The organism is Mesorhizobium sp. M0106 (assembly GCF_040322715.1).
In the GTDB taxonomy this organism is placed as follows: Bacteria; Pseudomonadota; Alphaproteobacteria; order Rhizobiales; family Rhizobiaceae; genus Mesorhizobium.
Genome location: NZ_JAMYUA010000079.1, coordinates 1 through 15084, shown reverse-complemented (window position 1 = coordinate 15084; position 15084 = coordinate 1). Strand labels below are relative to the sequence as shown.

Annotated in this window: 17 protein-coding genes and 3 pseudogenes; 7 read left to right on the top strand and 13 right to left on the bottom strand. The window is 60.7% G+C overall.

Annotated elements, in window-relative coordinates:
• Positions 1–404 (top strand): tannase/feruloyl esterase family alpha/beta hydrolase (locus NKJ55_RS34195; RefSeq protein ID WP_352453733.1); only part of this gene is annotated, 404 nt, incomplete at its 5' end.
• 242 nt (positions 405–646) lie between these two features.
• Here the strand turns inward: NKJ55_RS34195 and NKJ55_RS34190 are convergent.
• The gene (locus NKJ55_RS34190; protein WP_352453732.1) at positions 647–1771 is read right to left on the bottom strand and encodes a site-specific integrase; all 1125 of its coding nucleotides are present in this window, start codon (positions 1769–1771) and stop codon (positions 647–649) included.
• A gap of 528 nt (positions 1772–2299) precedes the next feature.
• Here NKJ55_RS34190 and NKJ55_RS34185 point away from each other — a divergent pair.
• Positions 2300–3268: a glycosyltransferase family 10 domain-containing protein gene (locus NKJ55_RS34185; protein WP_352453731.1), complete on the top strand. Its 969-nt coding sequence runs from the start codon at positions 2300–2302 to the stop codon at positions 3266–3268.
• 138 nt (positions 3269–3406) lie between these two features.
• Here NKJ55_RS34185 and NKJ55_RS34180 read toward each other — a convergent pair whose 3' ends face one another.
• From NKJ55_RS34180 to NKJ55_RS34145, 8 genes and pseudogenes are all read right to left on the bottom strand, one after another.
• Positions 3407–3763: a hypothetical protein gene (locus NKJ55_RS34180; protein ID WP_352453730.1), complete on the bottom strand. Its 357-nt coding sequence runs from the start codon at positions 3761–3763 to the stop codon at positions 3407–3409.
• Positions 3764–4029: 266 nt separating this feature from the next.
• Positions 4030–4185: pseudogene (locus tag NKJ55_RS34175) on the bottom strand (ATP-binding protein); the annotation flags it as partial.
• 71 nt (positions 4186–4256) lie between these two features.
• Positions 4257–4541: pseudogene (locus NKJ55_RS34170) on the bottom strand (transposase); the annotation flags it as partial.
• Positions 4542–4647: 106 nt separating this feature from the next.
• Entirely contained in the window at positions 4648–5670 is a 1023-nt protein-coding gene (locus tag NKJ55_RS34165) for a transketolase family protein (RefSeq protein WP_502895560.1), read from the bottom strand.
• Positions 5667–6506, bottom strand: coding sequence for a transketolase (locus NKJ55_RS34160; protein ID WP_352453734.1), 840 nt, complete (start codon positions 6504–6506; stop codon positions 5667–5669). The genes NKJ55_RS34165 and NKJ55_RS34160 overlap by 4 nt, the downstream gene beginning before the upstream one ends.
• 19 nt (positions 6507–6525) lie before the next feature.
• Positions 6526–7278 carry an SDR family NAD(P)-dependent oxidoreductase gene (locus tag NKJ55_RS34155; protein ID WP_352453729.1) on the bottom strand — a complete coding sequence of 251 codons (753 nt, stop codon included), beginning with the start codon at positions 7276–7278 and terminating at the stop codon, positions 6526–6528.
• 35 nt (positions 7279–7313) lie between these two features.
• On the bottom strand, positions 7314–8090 hold the full coding sequence (locus NKJ55_RS34150; protein ID WP_352453728.1) for an amidohydrolase family protein: 777 nt from the start codon (positions 8088–8090) through the stop codon (positions 7314–7316).
• Positions 8090–8533: an ATP-binding cassette domain-containing protein gene (locus tag NKJ55_RS34145; RefSeq protein ID WP_352453727.1), complete on the bottom strand. Its 444-nt coding sequence runs from the start codon at positions 8531–8533 to the stop codon at positions 8090–8092. The genes NKJ55_RS34150 and NKJ55_RS34145 overlap by 1 nt, the downstream gene beginning before the upstream one ends.
• A 146-nt stretch (positions 8534–8679) precedes the next feature.
• Between NKJ55_RS34145 and NKJ55_RS34140 the strand changes: the two genes are divergently transcribed.
• Positions 8680–9627 (top strand): LysR substrate-binding domain-containing protein, encoded by a 948-nt coding sequence (locus tag NKJ55_RS34140; RefSeq protein WP_352453726.1) that lies wholly within the window; start codon positions 8680–8682, stop codon positions 9625–9627.
• A gap of 225 nt (positions 9628–9852) precedes the next feature.
• Here NKJ55_RS34140 and NKJ55_RS34135 read toward each other — a convergent pair.
• From NKJ55_RS34135 to NKJ55_RS34120, 4 genes and pseudogenes are all read right to left on the bottom strand, one after another.
• Positions 9853–9978: pseudogene (locus tag NKJ55_RS34135) on the bottom strand (IS5/IS1182 family transposase); the annotation flags it as partial.
• Positions 9979–10161: 183 nt separating this feature from the next.
• Complete coding sequence (locus NKJ55_RS34130) at positions 10162–11295, bottom strand: site-specific integrase (protein ID WP_352453725.1); 1134 nt, start codon at positions 11293–11295, stop codon at positions 10162–10164.
• A complete protein-coding gene (locus tag NKJ55_RS34125) occupies positions 11292–11678 on the bottom strand; it encodes a type II toxin-antitoxin system VapC family toxin (protein WP_352453724.1) in 387 nt (128 codons plus the stop codon). Before NKJ55_RS34125 ends, NKJ55_RS34130 begins: the two co-directional genes overlap by 4 nt.
• On the bottom strand, positions 11678–11935 hold the full coding sequence (locus NKJ55_RS34120; protein WP_031195575.1) for a type II toxin-antitoxin system VapB family antitoxin: 258 nt from the start codon (positions 11933–11935) through the stop codon (positions 11678–11680). Before NKJ55_RS34120 ends, NKJ55_RS34125 begins: the two co-directional genes overlap by 1 nt.
• A 168-nt stretch (positions 11936–12103) precedes the next feature.
• Between NKJ55_RS34120 and NKJ55_RS34115 the strand changes: the two genes are divergently transcribed.
• The 4 genes from NKJ55_RS34115 (at position 12104) to NKJ55_RS34100 (ending at position 15004) form a co-directional block, all read left to right on the top strand.
• Positions 12104–13120 (top strand): DUF1403 family protein, encoded by a 1017-nt coding sequence (locus NKJ55_RS34115; protein WP_352453723.1) that lies wholly within the window; start codon positions 12104–12106, stop codon positions 13118–13120.
• Between the two features lie 5 nt (positions 13121–13125).
• Entirely contained in the window at positions 13126–13875 is a 750-nt protein-coding gene (gene scpB / locus NKJ55_RS34110; RefSeq protein WP_352453722.1) for an SMC-Scp complex subunit ScpB, read from the top strand.
• Positions 13876–13986: 111 nt separating this feature from the next.
• Entirely contained in the window at positions 13987–14628 is a 642-nt protein-coding gene (locus tag NKJ55_RS34105) for a hypothetical protein (protein WP_352453721.1), read from the top strand.
• An 88-nt stretch (positions 14629–14716) separates the two neighbouring features.
• The gene (locus tag NKJ55_RS34100; RefSeq protein WP_352453720.1) at positions 14717–15004 is read left to right on the top strand and encodes a hypothetical protein; all 288 of its coding nucleotides are present in this window, start codon (positions 14717–14719) and stop codon (positions 15002–15004) included.
• Positions 15005–15084: the final 80 nt, after the last annotated feature.

Genomic DNA, 15084 nt, shown 5'->3' with positions numbered 1-15084 from the left:
ATGCGACCGGCACGTATCTCGCCAGCTTCGCTGCCCACGGTGGAAAGCTGCTCTTGTTTCAGGGACTTTCCGATCCGGTCTTCTCAGCCAACGATCTGGTGCGCTGGTACAAGCAAGTCGTCGAGGTCACAAGCGGCGGCGATTTGGAAGCGGCTCGCCGTTTCGTGCGCATGTTCATAATCCCGGGGATGACCCACTGCGGCGATGGCCAAGCCTTCGACGACTTTGATCCTTTGGCCGCCATCGAGGGCTGGATAAACCAAGACAAGGCTCCGGATTCTCTCGCGGCTGGCAGCAAGGCATTCCCCGGCAAGCACCAGCCGATCTGCGCTTATCCCACTCAAGCTGCCTATGGCGGTAAGGGAAATCCCGATGAGACCGCGAGCTATTCGTGTCGGGGATAAGAGACCTCGTCATTTGTTCGCTTCAATCTGCGCGCATTCCCGGAACAGGTCTCCCGGACCAAGGATCGGTTGGAAAAGCTAAACCCGGAATTTGTGGGCCGTGCCATAACGCAGTTGATGATCATGCCTGACTACGAAGCGTCGGCCGCCGATAGTCTGGACACAGCGCTCGCTGTGCTCGATGAGGTAATTGTTATCGCCTGAGATCTGACCGCCTCATCCCAGCGGACAAAACGGGGGCATCAGAGCCCGGACGCCTTGGTGAGATTTACGCGGAAACGATCGCGCCGGCGCTGATAATTTCGCGTCATCTCCGCGGAGGCATGGCCGAGCTGTTTTTGCACATAACGTTCGTCGACCTCGGCCGACGAGGCGAGGCCGGCGCGCAGTGAGTGGCCGGCGAATTTCTTGGCCCGTTCGCCCTCCGACAGATCGCCGCGCACGCCGGCGGCGAGCGCCGTGCGCTTGACCAGGCGTGCGACCTCCTGGTCGTTCAAGCGATCGACACCGACGGCTCTGCCTTGACCAGCAACGCGCCGAAACAGCGGTCCGTGCGCAATGCGCGCCAGTCTTAGCCAGGTCTGCAGAGCGACCACAGGGCAGGTGGCGTCGGAGGAGCCGCGGCCGATTTCGACCTCGCGCCAGCCGGTTTTGCCGCGCAATGTGACAAGCAGACCCTTATCGGCAAAAATCTCGACCCAGCCGCGCCCGTCCTCGGTCTGATCCCTGCCGACGTCGAGGCCGACGATTTCGGATCGGCGAAGGCCGCCGGCGAAACCCAAAAGCAGCATGGCGCGGTCGCGCAGACCACGCAGCGTGCCGCGGTCGAGGGTCTCGAGCATGGCGATCAGATCCTCGGGCAGGATCGCTTCCTTCTGCCGGGGAGGGGAGGCGTGGGTGTGGCGAACGCCAGCCATCACGGTGGCGATATGCCGGTCCTTGCGGTCCAGCGGCTGGCCGCGCTGGGCAAAATTCCAGGAGAGCGACGAAAGCCGGCGCTCGATGGTTGAAACGGTGTTGGGCTTTTTGTCGCCAGTGGCCGTACCTGACGCGCAGGCGGCGATATAGAGCCCGACGACCTCAGGATCGGGCGGGAACATCTCGATGCCTTGGCGCCGGCACCAGCTCGAAAAATGCTTCCAGTCGGCTGCGTAGGCGCGGCGCGTGTTGGCCGAACTCGCCGCCTCGATATAATCGCGCGCGCGGCCGGCGAGCGCCTCAAGCTGCGCAGGCAGGCTGGGATTGGCAATGGCTGGAAGGGGAGGGGACGAGGCTAGGTCGGCATCGCCCATCTGCATGACGATATCGATGATGTCGGGCAAAGCCGCGGCGCTTTGTGTGTGAAGCTTGTCCGAAATTCGTAGCATATTTCGGACATCTTGACCGTCACTTCGTCCGAAATCGGACCACAGATTTCGGACAAAGCCCCGGCATCAACCCGCCAATATCTCGATCTGCCGTCGCCGCTGCAAACGTCGCCTGTGAGAGGCGAGCCGCCTCTAAACTGGTCGTATAAATAATAAGAATGTAGTCAACTTCCATATTTTGGAGGGCACGCATGCTGCCACTCAACCGGCCTGATCACCACACAAAGTGAGGAAGAACCTGGTTAGGTGCAAAGCGACAATTGCCTCGACAGCGGGTCCCGGAAGGTTTATGCTGCCCAATCTTACCGCAATCCGAAATGGCGATTGAGTACCTTCACGAGTGAAGGGATTCCCGCGGTCTTAGAGATGAGTTGTCGAATGGCGCGAAGTCGCACAGAATCGCGAAGTCGCACAGAATCGTGTGTTTGATACCGATCAGGATCGCGAGCTATTTCAGGCGCAGAGAGGTCTTGCGCCCGATGCACGAGTTGCTCCCGGTCCAACGGAAGTGAATGGGGTGGAACTGCTTTGTCGACCAAATTGTTGACGGAACGTCCGGCGCCCATTGTTGCTACATGTCTGGATTCTTGGGGCGTTTTGGATGATGCAATCCACCATCTCACTCCAAAGGGCAGTGGAATCTGGAACAATGTCGCTTTTGTACGCAGGACATCCTTCGCGCCCGATTGGCATATTGTCTTTAACTCTGCTTCTATTTTTGGGCTCCCTGTTGATATCGAGGCGAGTCCAAACAGGACAATTTTTGCAATCGGCGAACCGCCGACGAAAGCTCATCGCGCATTTCATGAAGGGCAAGGGAAAAATACCATCGTCCTGACGTCTGACGCAGAGCTGGCTGCTCGGCAGAATGCAGAGCGCCGATTCGTTTTGTCTCCACCTATCACTCGGTCTTGGTCTGTAACAAAGACATATGACCAACTTCTGGTCAGCGAAGTCGTGGACAAGCCGCTTCGGCTCTCATGGATTACCAGTAACATCGCCCTGCTTAAAGGGCATCGATATCGGCTGGCGTTTCTGGAACGGCTGAGAGAGGAGCTCGATTTTGACCTGTTCGGCCGAGGTTTTCGGCTGATTGGAGATAAATGGGACGCACTCGCACCGTACCGTTACAGTATAGCTTTCGAGAATACTCGTGCTGATTACTATTTTACAGAGAAGCTTATGGACTGCTTCGTTGCTGAAACAATGCCGATCTATTACGGCAGCCCGGCAATCACGAGGTTCTTCCCTTCCGACTCAATGGTTCTGATTGACCCAGAGGACAAGAACGTAATCCAAAAAATTCAAGAAATCATCGACTCGGACCTCTGGAAGGAGCGTCGCGGCGCAATACAAGAGGCGAAGCGGTTGGTTCTTGAGAAATACAATACGTTTGCTTATCTCGCGGGCTTCATCGAAAGCGTTCACGATAAACCCTTACCGCCGGAAGTTATACACATCGGTTCGCCTGCGGTCGATTTTGGGACAGACGAATGAAGTACTCCAACGCTCGCTTCGCGTGCCCGGCGGTTGGTGGTCTGGCGAGATCGGTACGGAGCGCTCGGCGGAGAATGCCTACCTGCGCAGACGGGCCGGCACGGGCGCACGAGGTCATGCGCCCCCGGCTGCCGCTGATCAGACGAACTGGGGAAGGCCAGGAACGGAATTGAGGACCTCGTCCACGAGTTCGTCGCCGGCATGTTCCTTGGCGAAGGCGATCGTCTCGTTGGCGATGGCGGCGATCTTTAGAATGCTGAGACCCTCACTCATCAATTGCTGGCCGAGCCCCATGAGGCCGCCTCCGCCCTCTGGGTCGTTGCCATGATACTTCGCCACTAATTCCGAAGCTCCGGGAATGGCCGCGATCATGCGCGCAACGGGACCGTCGGCCGCGTGGCGTTGCAGGAAACCCAGCATTAACCCAACGGCCTTCTCTGCGAGAGCCGGGCCGATGCCGGCACCAGTGGCGATGCGCGATAAGAATTCTTCCATGGCAGGGTTCGTCTCTCTTTAATGAGGTTTACACGGGGCCGGTCCGGCGCCCAAAGCGCCCTTGGCCGAACCACAATTGAACTCCACAAAAATAGGCCGGCGGAAGTGCTATTGCAACTGCGCGTAAAACCGCCTCTGTCAACGCAAGCTGCGTCGGACGTGCGTATTTCGCAAAAACGGGACAGTCGTTCCGCTAAATCGCGGACAGCAGTTTCACTAATTCGCGGACAGCAGGATGGGGTCGGCGCTCGGTTGCCTGGTTGAAGTCATTTGCGATTGATTTCGCCGTTTTCGGCGCCGGTCAAGGGCGGCGGTGTTTTTTGCTTTCTCATGCTGTCGCCTTCGAGGGTGATGCGATGGGCGTTGTGGATGATCCGGTCGAGAATGGCGTCGGCTATTGTCGGCTCCGCGAATGCTTCATGATGCACCTTTCCTTGATCGCCTGGTCCGTTGCAGTCGGCGTTGAAGTTGATCGATCTGGTCGCTGGAAAGGTTTCCGCTTGGCCGCGGGCGTCACCATTTCTTTGCCACAAGATCCTTCAACGCGGCATTGTCGAGCATGGCGTCGGCCAGAAGCCGCTTCAGCCGCGTGTTCTCGTCCTCCAGAGCCTTCAGTCGCCGAGCCTCGCAGACATCCATCCCGCCGAAGCGGGCCTTCCAGTTGTAAATCGAGGCGTCGCTGACCCCGTGCTTGCGGCACAGATCGGCAACCGATACCCCGGCCTCATTCCTTCAAAATTCCGATGATCTGCTCTTCAGAGAAGCGGCTACGTTTCATGTCCTGGTCCTCTCGATGGGCCAGAACGAACTTCAAACCGGATTAGATAAGAGGGGCAAGGTCAAGGTCGATGACTCAACTGTTGTGTGGGGAGAGCTCTTACTTCTCATTCGCTCCAAATGCGGACGCGGCGCACGAGCTCGGAAGTTGAGATCCCGTAGCGATCGTGAAGCGTCGGCAGCGCGCCAGCGTCGAGGAACTCGTCGGGCAGGGCGATCTGGCGAAAGACTGGGGTCACTCTCTCGCGCATCAGCAGCGCGGCAACGCCTTCGCCAAGGCCACCAATGATGGTGTGGTTCTCCGCCGCCACCACCAGCCGTCCCGAACGGCGCGCGGCAGCGAGTATCGCCTCCGTATCCAGAGGTTTGATCGTGGGAACGTGCAGAACGGCGCAGCCGATCCTGTCGGCTTCAAGCGCCTTCGCGGCCTCCAGCGCGCGCATGGTCATCAGGCCGCTGGAAATGAACAATACGTCCGCGCCCTCGCGCAGCATTCGCGCCTTGCCGATTTCAAATGTATAGTCGTCTTCGTCGAGCACGACAGGAACCTTACCGCGCGAAAGCCGCATGTAGACCGGCCCGTTGTAGTCCGCGATCGCCTCCGTGGCCTGTTCGATGTCGAGCGCGTCGCAAGGGTCGATGATCGTCAGGTTCGGCATCCCGCGGAAAATCGCGATGTCCTCCGTCGCCTGGTGGCTGGGGCCGTAGCCGGTCGTCAGCCCCGGTAAGGCGCAGACGATCTTCACATTGAGTTTCTCCTCGGCGATCGCCATGCAGATGAAATCGTAGGCACGTCGCGATGCGAAGACGGCGTAGGTGGTGGCGAAGGGCGTAAAACCCTCCCGCGCCAAGCCGGCGGCGGCGCTCATCAGCACCTGCTCCGCCATGCCCATCTGATAGAAGCGGTCCGGATGCTCCTGTGCGAAGACATGGAGATCGGTGTATTTCGCGAGGTCCGCCGTCAGGCCAACTATCCCGGGCCGCTGGTGCGCCAGTCTGGCCAGTGTGTGCCCGAACGGCGCATTGCGTGTCGGTACGCCATCGGGCGCGATCGACGCGATCATCGCCGATGTGGTCTTGCGCTCACCGGCATTGGCGGCGTGGCGCGGCGCGAACTTTGACAACCTCAACGCGGACGTCCCTTTTCCAAAGCTTCGAGCGCTAACGTCCATTCGTGCGGTTCGACGCGGATGAAATGCGTGATGTCGCGGGTTTCCAGGAATGGCACACCCTTGGCCATGCGCGTATCGCAAACGATCACACGCGGACGAGGTTCCTTCAGGCCGCGCGCCATGTCGAAGGCCTTGCGGACCGCCTCGATGTCGTTGCCGTCGACGCGCTGCGCATGCCAGCCGAACGCCTCGAACTTGTCGGTCACCGGTTCGGAGGAGAGCATGGCCGTCGACGGACCATCGGCCTGCTGATTGTTGAAGTCGACAATGGCAATGAGATTGTCGAGCTTGTGGTGGGCGGCCGACATCGCGGCTTCCCAGGTCGAGCCCTCACCGAGCTCGCCGTCGGACAAAAGATTGTAGACGAAACTGTCGCTTCGCTTGCGCGTCAGCCCCATGCACATGCCAACGGCAATGCCAAGGCCGTGACCGAGCGAGCCGCCGGTGATCTCCATGCCGGGCGTGTATGGCGCCATGCCGGACATCGGCATACGGCTTTCATCGCTGCCATAGGTTTCGAGCTCTTCCTCCGGCAGCACGCCCGCTTCGATCAGAGCCGCGTAGAGCGCGATCGCATAGTGTCCGATCGACAGCAGGAAGCGGTCGCGTCCCTCCCACAACGTGTCCTCCGGCCGGTAACGAAGCGCATGGAAATAGGCGACGGCAAGCACGTCGGCGACACCCAGCGCCTGTCCAACATAACCTTGGCCCTGGACTTGACCCATCCGCACGGCGTGTCGGCGGATACGATAGGCTCGTTCGGCCAGGCTGACATTGCTGCCAGCGCGAGGCATCTCAAGCTCCGTTGTCCACTCAGCCATGGATTAGCATCCCACCGTTGACATCGATCACGGCGCCGGTGATGTAGCTGGCCAGATCGGAAGCCAGGAAGAGATAGGCGCCGGCTACGTCGCGCGCCTCGCCCAGCCGGCTGAGCGGGATTCCCTTGATGATGTCGGCGCGCATGGCGTTGGTCAGTTTGCCGCCGGTGATGTCGGTCTGGATCAGGCCCGGTGTGATGCAGTTGACGCGGATGCCTTCGGGACCGAATTCGCGCGCCATGGCCTTGGCAAGCCCCAGAACACCCGCCTTGGCAGCCGAATAGTGCGGGCCACCGAAGATGCCGCCGCCGCGCTGGGCCGAAACTGACGACATGCAGATGATCGAGCCGCCGCCATTTTCGCGCATGTTCGGGATGAATGCCTGGCTGAGATGGAGCACGCCGCGTAGGTTGACATCGAGGATGCGGTCCCAGTCAGCCGCGCTGATCTCCAGCGTCTTGACCGGCTGCGTGACGCCCGCATTGTTGCAGAGCACATCGATCCTGCCCAAGGTTTCTGTCACTTGCGCCGCCGCCCTCTTGCAGGCGTCGAGGTCCGCGACGTTGCACGCAAGGCCGATATGGTCGGGTCCAAGCGACGCAGCGGCGTCACGCGCTTGCCCGTCATCGAGGTCGAGTATTGCAACGCGAGCCCCGTGCTGTACCATCAGCGCTGCCGTGGAGCGGCCAATTCCCCGGGGGCCCGCGGCCCCCGAAATCACCACGGCCTTGCCCTTCAGCAACAAGTCGAACTCTCCTGCTATTTCTGTTTGCCGGCGATCTAAAGTCGGTAGAACCGGGCGGCGTTGTCATGGAACAGCGCGAGCCGCTCCTCGTGCGGGTGGGCGATCGTAATTTCCTTGAAGGCGTTCAAAATGGCGTCGAAGCTCGAGAACAGCTTGTCGACGGGGAAGTTCGTCGCGAACATCGAGCGGCCGACGCCGAAGGCTGCGATCGCCTCCTCGACATAAGGACGGATCGAGAACGTGGTCCAAGTCCAGTCGCCCATGCCGAGGCCCGAGATCCAGGCGACGTTCGGCGCTTGCGCTAACTGGTGCATGCCTTTTTTCCAGGCGCCAAAATGCTCGGCGCCGTCGACCTGCATGCCGGTGTGATTGAGAATGATCTGCACGTCGGGAAAGTCGCGCGCCAGTTCGAGGAACTCGCTCATCTGCGGATAGTAGAGCTGCGGGTCGAAGCTCAGCCCGCGCTTCGCCAGCTCCCGGAAGCCGCGCCGCCATTCGGGCGTACGACTGACCTCCGGCCGCGCCAGATAGGTCTTGGCGGGGTCGGGATGATAATTCATCGGCTGCCGCATGCCGCGGAAGTTCGGATATTCCATGTGGCGGTCGAGGAGGTCGCCGACGTCGGGTTGGGACAGGTCGGCATAGCCGACGATGCCATGCGGAAAGCCTCGCTTGTTGGCGATCTCCTGCAGCCAGCGCGTTTCCCCAACCGGATCGCCGGGATCGAGAAGCAGCACTTCGGCTCCGGTGGAAAGGGCACGAGCGATCTGGACGATCTGGCCTTCGTGGAGGGACAATTTGCGGGCCGGCATTATCGATGATCGCTTCGCCGATCGCTGGGTCGATCAGCTGGAGCGCTCCGAGCGCAGTTTCGCGCGTGCGGCGACGGCTGATCTGCGACCAGCCCGACCTCGCATGCACAATGCCGATGTTTTCCGCGACCGGACAGCTCGGGCAACAGCGCCAGCTCCTGATGCACCACCGCGATGATCGCGCTGTTGTGGTCGGCCTTCGACGAGGCGAAGCCAATCTCGCCGGCTTCGCGTGAGGTCAGCCCTGTGACGATGCGGATGAGAGTGCTTTTGCCGGCGCCGTTGCCGCCCAGGAGCGCGTGGATTTCGTCGGCCCGGACCTGAAAACTCACACCCCGCAGGACACGGGTTGCGTCATAACTCTTCTCGATATTGGCAGCTTCGATCAGGGGCTTCCTGGTCAATACCTGTCCAACTCCCGGCACGTTGCCGGCGCTACCCAAGCTTTGGGTTGAACTCGGCTCCATCCTGTATCTCCTTCCGGGACCACTGTGCGACCGATTGACATTCGGCTCAATTTTCGTTTCTTAACATTCTGTGTAGCTGAGCTTAACCGACGAGGACGAGGTCAGACATCAAGTTCAATTCGATGACGCATTTCGAGGCAGTCGCGCGGCTCGGCGGCGTGGCAAAGGCCGCTCAGGAATTGCAGGTGACACCTTCGGCGGTTAGCCAGCAGCTGCGGCTGCTCGAACACCAACTCGGGGTGCGGCTTTTTCAGCGCGAAAAGCGCCATCTCTCGCTCACGATCGACGGTGAGCGGCTCTTCCAGACCACGACCCAGGCTTTCGAATCCATACGCGAGGTGCGTAATGCCATTGTGCGGCAGCGCGAAAGCTTCCAGCTTAGCCTGCGCGTCAGTCCTTCCTTCGGCGAGAAATGGCTGGCGCCGCGGTTGGCCGAGTTCAGCAAGGGCTATCCGAGCTGGAATTTGCGCGTCGACGCCACGCCCAATTTCTCGGATTTCGAAACGGAGGTCATCGATCTCGATCTTCGTTATGGCGACGGCGGCTGGGCCGGCCTTTATTCGGATTGCGTCGTCAACGATCTGATCCTGCCGATGTGCTCGCCTTCCTATCTTGCCGAACTGCGCGCGATCTCACCGGATCCGCGCGAGCAGCTTCGCCATGCGCGGTTGATCGACAGTGTGAAGGCCTATTTCCGGTGGGATTATTGGCTGCCGTGCAACGGTATCCAGGGCGCCCGCATGACGTATCCCTATCGTTTCGACCGTTCGTCAATGTCGGTTCAACTGGCGAAGGACGGTGCAGGTGTGGTCCTGGAAAGCACATCCATCGCATTCGAGGACCTGGTGTCGGGTTCTCTGGTTCCGGTCTCGATAGAGTTCGAGGTCATCGAGTTTCCGGGATACTGGCTGGTCTGTCCTTCGCGGCATATGAACCGGCGCGCGGTTCGCCTGTTTTCGGACTGGGTGTCACGCGTGGGTAAGCGCGACACCGATCTGGCTCGCCGGTTTCTGGCGGAAGCAACTGCGCATATCGTTCGAACGACGGCCTCATTTCGGGGCACGGGATGACAAAGCGGCGCCAATGGCGTGAACAGTTCGGCGTTCAAGACATGGCAAGACGAAGATTGACAGCACGTTGCGGTTGAGGAGCTGGCAAAACGCAGGCTGTGTGCAAGCGAATGGGTTGGCCCCGCTTTTCATTTTCCGCGTAGCCTGTGCCTGTGGCTGCCCGCGCCACAAGGCGTTGGTGCACAAATGTGGCATTAGGCACAATCAGCTCTTTGATGCCGCCTGCTATGTCGGCCTTGCCGGGCAGCGAACGGACTCCGGGCGTGCGCACGCCGTCATGCGGTTGAGAACGGCGCAGCCGATGGCGACCTCGGTCTGCTGAGCCGAAAAGGAGCGGGCTCGCAGGCGACGTACTTTTATCGCGATGCCCTCTTGTGGGCCGTGCCATAACGCAGTTGATGATCATGCCTGACTACGAAGCGTCGGCCGCCGATAGTCTGGATACAGCGCTCGCTGTGCTCGATGAGGTATGTTATCGCCTGAGATCTGACGGCCTCATCCCAGCGGACAAAACGGGGCAGGGGAAGGGGCTTTTCAGAGGCCGGACGCCTTGGTCAGGTTGATGCGGAAGCGATCTCTGCGGCGCTGATACTTTCGCGTCATCTCGGCCGAGGCGTGACCGAGCTGCTTTTGCACATAGCGCTCGTCGACCTCGGCCGAGGACGCGAGGCCGGCGCGCAGCGAATGGCCAGCAAACTTTTGACCGCGTTCGCCCTCCGACAGATCGCCACGCACGCCGGCGGCGAGCGCCGTGCGCTTGACCAGCCGCGCAACTTCCTGGTCGTTAAGCCGATCGGCGCCGACTCTTTTGCCTTGCCCTATTACCCTTCGGAACAAAGGGCCATGGCCGATCCGCGCCAGCTTCAGCCAGGTTTGCAGCGCGACCACCGGGCAGGTGGCGTCGGAGGAGCCGCGGCCAACCTCGACCTCGCGCCAACCGGTTTTGCCGCGCAGGGTCACCAGCACGCCCTTGTCAGGAAAAAACTCAATCCAGCCAGAAGAATCCTCGGTCTGGTCGCGACCAATGTCGAGGCCGACGATTTCGGATCGGCGAAGGCCGCCGGCGAAACCCAAAAGCAGCATGGCGCGGTCGCGCAGACCACGCAGCGTGCCGCGGTCGAGCGTCTCGAGCATGGCAATCAGATCCTCAGGCAGGATCGCTTCCTTCTGCCGGGGAGGGGAGGCGTGGGTGTTGCGAACGCCAGCCATCACCGTGGCGATATGCCAATCCTTGCGGTCCAGCGGCTGGCCGCGCTGGGCAAAATTCCAGGAGAGCGACGAAAGCCGGCGCTCGATGGTTGAAACGGTGTTGGGCTTTTTGTCGCCAGTGGCCGTACCTGACGCGCAGGCGGCGATATAGAGCCCGACGACCTGAGGATCGGGCGGGAACATCTCGATGCCTTGGCGCCGGCACCAGCTCGAAAAATGCTTCCAGTCGGCTGCGTAGGCGCGGCGCGTGTTGGCCGAACTCGCCGCCTCGATATAATCGCGCGCGCGGCCGGCGAGCGCCTCAAGATGCGCAGGCAGGCTGGGATTGGCAATGGCTGGAAGGGGAGGGGACGAGGCTAGGTCGGCATCGCCCATCTGCATGACGATATCGATGATGTCGGGCATGTCGTCCTCGCCGGAAGCAGCGGATGATCGTTGCGCGTCGCCAGCCATGCTCATGCCGCTTCGATATCCGTTTGGGAGAAGTCTTTGCCGACGAAAAGCAGCGGTTCATCCGCACGCTTTGCCAAAGCATAGGACAGGCAATCGGCAAAATTCAGCGCCGCCGGGTGGTGGCCCTTGCCGTAGGTCAGCCAACCTTGGGTCGCCAGATCAACCAATTCGGAGTCGACAGGAATGATGTCGGCCTCGATTTTGCGCAGCCAAAGATCGATCTCGGCCAATGCGTGTTCGCCGCGCCTGCTGACCAGCACCATGCGTGCCTCGAGCACGCAGGTTGCCGGGATCAGACGGATTGGGTCAGAGACCAGCGCTCGTTCCAGCCGTGCTGCCTCAGGCTCGCTCCGAAGGATCGCTACAACGGCTGAGGTATCAATCACCATCAGTTAGGGATTCCATGCTCGTCATACCCGATGATCTCCTCGTCGCTGCGACTATCCAGTTCAGGCAATCGTGCCACTCTTTCTCGGATGGCGCGCAATTCTGCCAGCAGACGCTCCTGAGCGGTCTCTCCAAAGCCCAAGCGATGCAAGCGCTCGCTCAGGGCCTGATGAATGGCTGCTGTCTTACTGATACCCTGGCGGCGTGCGAGTTCATCGGCGAGAGCAACGGTGGCCGGATTTTTGATGTTCAGGGACACGAAAGACTCCAAAATTCTACCTTTCTGGCCAATTCTACCATGGACCCCTAGCCTCGTAAAGGACGAATGATAATGCAACATTATCGTTCGTTGTCCGTGTACGACAGGCGCGGCGGTTGTTCCGTATTTCGGTTGCCAAAAGCGCCGCAATGATTCATCGTGCTGTCGATGATTCTGCGTCCCAAGCCCTCTCCGCGCCACCACGCCACGCTTGCCGGCTCCCCTTCGACCTTGCCGATGGCAACGGTGCCGGCCTGGCTGCGTCGCGCCGTTCCCGATGTGCAAAGCCTCGCGGGCAAAGACATCGGGGACCTCGCGCTCACCGCCGGCGCCGCCATCGGCGCGCTCGATGCGGTGGTCCGCCGGCAGGAGCGGTGGGCCGGCGCCTGGCGGCAGCGCCTGGCACTTTCGGCCGCCGCGGCAACGGCAAAGCAGGCCGGCCGCGTCGAGGATGAAGCAGCACTTCGCGACGCCGTGCTGCTCACGCGACCGGGCGACAATGTCGGGCCCGCGGGTCTTTTCCTCCTCGCCTGGCGCCGGCTGGCCGGAATGCCTGCGGAAAAACTGCTGACCAAGGCTGGCATCGGCGCGATGCTGGATAATCTAGGTCTAGCGCGCGACGACGCGAGCGTGAGCGACCTGACGGACGATCTTCGCCAGCTCAGCGCCAGCGCCGGGTTGGTCGGAATGCTGACCGGCGCCATCGCGATCGCCGAACGCCACGGCTTTGCGCGCGCCGTCGGGGCATGGCTCGCCGACGCCCTGCTGGCGCAACGGCTGCGTTGGGCACACGCGGTGCCGCTGCTGGGCGCCGAAGCGACCTTGGGCGCAAGCGCCCGCCCGCGCCGATCGGCAGCCGGCTCTGCGGCGACAGGCATTGAGACAAATCCTGAGCGTGCGAAAGGTCTGCTTGCCGCGCAGGCGCGCGCTGCGCTGCGCGCCATCGATCTTTCCGCGGAGCTCGAGCGCCGCGCCGACCGGCTGCTTACCGTCGCCCCGAAACTCAGGGCCAAGGCAGCGGGCGCTGTTGTCGACAAGCTGCTGTCCGACGATGCGATCGTTACCTCGCAAGATATTGCCGGCATGAGCGACCGTGGGCTGCGCCGCCTGTTCGACCGTTTGGTCGAACTCGGCGCGGTGCGTGAACTGTCCGGCCGTCCGACCTTCCGTATCTACGGGCTGTGACGACCATGATGGAAGCAACGAGGCGAGGGAGGGGCCGGCCAGATGACGGACGATCAGGCGACCGCCTCTTTGACCGGGAGTTGGATCACCTGCCGCCGGAAGCGCGCTGGCGTGAATGGATGCATCGCGTCGAGGCAACCATTTTTGCCGCCAGCGAACCCGTAACTCGCGAGACGTTGGCGCGGATCGTCGGCAAAAGCTGCAGCATCGACCTCCTCATCGATGACATTCGTGAGGAGCTGAGCGGCCGGCCCTACGACTTGGTCGCCGTCGCCGGCGGCTGGAAACATCTGACGCGGCCGGCCTATGCCGACGCCATCCGCAGTGCATTGGGCACGGCCGTCGGCGGGAAAGGACGTGCCGTAGACTTGAGGCAGTCGGACGTGCTGGTGCTGATGTGCATCGCCTATTTCCAGCCGATCACGCGTGGAGAACTGTCGAGCATTTTTGGGAAAGAGATTTCTCGCGACCTGATTGGCAACCTGCGCGGATCCGGCATGATCGCCTCCGGGCCGCGTAGCCCGACGCCCGGCGCGCCCTACACCTACGTCACCACAAAAGAATTCCTGCTGGAGTTCGGGCTCGACACGCTGCGCGACCTGCCGGATTTCGAAGCGCTCGAGGACGCGGGGCTACTTTCCAAGGAGAGGCTGCTGGCAGGCGATATTCCGGCCGGGTTGGGAAGCGGGGAGCACGACGAGGGCGAGGAAGAGGAAGAGCCAAAAGGACAGATCGTCGAAGATGAAATATTCTGAGCGGCGGTCTGGGTGGGACTCGCTTTAGGGGTCAGAACGAGAGCAGTCCAAAAATTGATGGGATGGAAGGCTCTCTACCGGTGTTAGGTGAGCGAGCTTGGCGTCCGCGAAATGACGGATAGGGACGGTATAGAGGATGGGGAGTTCTTTGAGGCAATGGGGCAGGCAAAACAGCGAGCTGTGGCGAAGAAACAGTGGTACGAAACATTGACGGCGAGTGAGTGCGTCATCGCTGATGTGGCAGAGCGTCTTTTCAATAGATTCATCAAGCCGGCCGAGTCGACCGGCATGTGCTATCGGATGACGTTCTTCCTGCACCTGTATCTTGCTGACAAAGGCGTTCAGACGGTTCCAGCTGTGGGCTACATCAACGATGGGTCCGATGACGTCATGATATCGCACGCATGGCTTGAGTTTGGCGGCAAGAAAACCGATCTGACACTTGGCATAACCGAGGACCCCGATCTCAATCCGGTCGGAAACGTCATCATTCTGGATCAAATCTTGTTCCCCGGTCTGACCTACACCTATCACCTGGAGAAGTCGGCTGAGGGCGCCGCGATTGAGGCCCAGTGGGCACAGGATGCGAAAATAGGTCCTCTCGTCCGACGGAAGGAGATTGAACATGCTGCGATGAGCGGCAGGGCAAATAGTCCCGAGCATATGCGCAGCTTTTTAGACGCGGCGCCAGATGGCCTTGATTACAATAAGCTGCGGGCAATCATCGACATTCAAGGGCTCGTGTCCCCCTAGGCACCGTAGAAATACGGGTTTGCGAACGTAGTTGCCACGACGTGGATCCGACTCTTGTAGAGTGCTGAAGCGCCAGGGGAGGCTGATAGTGCAGAACTACTCGTTGTATGCACGCATGCGAGAGCATGGAACTCTCGCCGGGAAGGCCACCGACGTACCCGACGTGCGTTTCGCACTGCCTTCAACAATTAACTGGATTCGCTCGCTGGCGATTCTCGTTGACAGCCTGAAGCTCGATTTCCAAGCCGCCCGACGATTCTATGGCAATTTACAACGCAGGTCGATTACTGAAAGAGAGCTCAACTCGATTTTTGAGCAGCTCCTTTTTTCGCTGCATCAAATCGCTGCTTTGCAGGCAATCGCAGATGTTCCGTAAGCGCGATTTTCCCTGCACGTTGACGCCGGCGCTTTCGACGGATGGCCTTCGAATTGGGAACGGTATCTGGTCTGATCAGA

Coding starts and splice junctions, on each gene's coding strand:
- NKJ55_RS34190 (WP_352453732.1), bottom strand. CDS start 1,771: ATGCTACGAATTTCGGACAAGCTTCACACACAAAGCGCCGCGGCTTTG.
- NKJ55_RS34180 (WP_352453730.1), bottom strand. CDS start 3,763: ATGGAAGAATTCTTATCGCGCATCGCCACTGGTGCCGGCATCGGCCCG.
- NKJ55_RS34160 (WP_352453734.1), bottom strand. CDS start 6,506: ATGCCTCGCGCTGGCAGCAATGTCAGCCTGGCCGAACGAGCCTATCGT.
- NKJ55_RS34150 (WP_352453728.1), bottom strand. CDS start 8,090: ATGCCGGCCCGCAAATTGTCCCTCCACGAAGGCCAGATCGTCCAGATC.
- NKJ55_RS34140 (WP_352453726.1), top strand. CDS start 8,680: ATGACGCATTTCGAGGCAGTCGCGCGGCTCGGCGGCGTGGCAAAGGCC.
- NKJ55_RS34130 (WP_352453725.1), bottom strand. CDS start 11,295: ATGAGCATGGCTGGCGACGCGCAACGATCATCCGCTGCTTCCGGCGAG.
- NKJ55_RS34125 (WP_352453724.1), bottom strand. CDS start 11,678: ATGGTGATTGATACCTCAGCCGTTGTAGCGATCCTTCGGAGCGAGCCT.
- NKJ55_RS34115 (WP_352453723.1), top strand. CDS start 12,104: ATGATTCTGCGTCCCAAGCCCTCTCCGCGCCACCACGCCACGCTTGCC.
- scpB (WP_352453722.1), top strand. CDS start 13,126: ATGATGGAAGCAACGAGGCGAGGGAGGGGCCGGCCAGATGACGGACGA.
- NKJ55_RS34105 (WP_352453721.1), top strand. CDS start 13,987: ATGACGGATAGGGACGGTATAGAGGATGGGGAGTTCTTTGAGGCAATG.